The sequence below is a fragment of the Micromonospora sp. NPDC002411 genome (assembly GCF_053592955.1).
The window spans coordinates 1-1,152 of the sequence record NZ_JBSFBM010000647.1 but is presented as its reverse complement, the minus strand read 5'-3'; the positions used below and the strand labels follow the sequence as shown (position 1 = coordinate 1,152).

Below are 1,152 nucleotides of genomic sequence, written 5' to 3'. Positions count from 1 at the left end.
GGAGGCCGGGATCCGGCTCTCCGACCGACCTGGACCGCTGTACCAGTTGCTGGTGCTGACCACCCTGCTGAGCACTCGGATCCGGGCGTGCGTGGCGGTGGACGCCGCGCGGGAGCTGTTCGCGGCGGGCTACCGCACGCCCCAGGCGATGGAGGCGGCCAGTTGGCAGCAGCGCGTCGACGCGCTGGGTCGGGGTCACTACCGCCGTTACGACGAGCGGACGGCCACCATGCTCGGCACCGGGGCCCGGCTGTGCCTGGACCGCTGGCACGGTGACCTGCGACGGCTGCACCGCGAGGCCAAGGGTGACCCGGTCGGCCTGCGCCGGCGGCTCACCGAGTTCCCCGGCATCGGTCCCACCGGTGCGGACATCTACCTGCGCGAAGCTCAGACGGTCTGGTCGGACGTGCGCCCGTACGCCGACCGTCGGGCCCTGGCCGGGGCGAAGCGGCTCGGTCTGCCGGGTTCCCCGGACCGGCTGGCCGGGCTCGTCGACGAACCGGACTTCGGCCGTCTCGCCTCGGCGCTGGTACGGGTGGCGCTCGGCGAGGAGTCGGCCGGCGAGGTCACCCGCGTCGCCGCCCGCTGAGCACTCACTTCACCGTCTTGTCTCCCGGGCGGGTCAGGTGCCACACCAGCAGGGCGGCGAGCAGCGCCAGGACCACCACCCCGCCGGAGATGCCACGGCCCTCCTCGGGGCTGCGGCCGGCGCTACCGAAGTAGATCACCGCGAGGCCGGCCAGCACCGTGACGAACGTACGCAACCCTCGGTCCTTCACGTATCGCACGGTAACCGGGCTCATCCGACTTTCATCCAGATTCGAAGCCTTTGTCCCCTGGTCGGGTGACGGTCAGCGATCGCTGACGAACCCGCGCAACCGCACCCGACGGACGGCCCGGTCGGCGACCTCCACGACCTCCAGGGTCAACCCGGGCAGGCGCACCGTCTCCCCCGCCTCGCAGGGCAGGTGCCGCAGCCGAGCCAGCACCAGACCCGCCACCGTCGTGTAGTCGCGGGACAACGGGAAACTCAGCCGCACCCCCAGGTCCGGCAGGTCGTGCAGGGGGAAGTCACCGGGCACCAGCAGGGACCCGTCCGGTTCCCGGACGACGCCGTGCACGTCCCGGTCGGTCTCGTCGTACAATTCGCCG

Annotated in this window: 3 protein-coding genes; 1 reads left to right on the top strand and 2 read right to left on the bottom strand. The window is 72.2% G+C overall.

The annotated features are described in order from the left end of the window. Positions 1–589 (top strand): hypothetical protein (locus tag ACWCO3_RS34740; RefSeq protein ID WP_450014258.1); only part of this gene is annotated, 589 nt, incomplete at its 5' end. 4 nt (positions 590–593) lie between these two features. Here the strand turns inward: ACWCO3_RS34740 and ACWCO3_RS34735 are convergent. Both ACWCO3_RS34735 and ACWCO3_RS34730 read right to left on the bottom strand, forming a co-directional pair. Beyond that, positions 594–779, bottom strand: a complete 186-nt coding sequence (locus tag ACWCO3_RS34735) for a hypothetical protein (RefSeq protein ID WP_036410487.1) — start codon at positions 777–779, stop codon at positions 594–596. A 72-nt stretch (positions 780–851) separates the two neighbouring features. Further along, on the bottom strand, positions 852–1,152 hold a 301-nt coding region (locus ACWCO3_RS34730), incomplete at its 5' end, for a transporter associated domain-containing protein (RefSeq protein WP_450014256.1).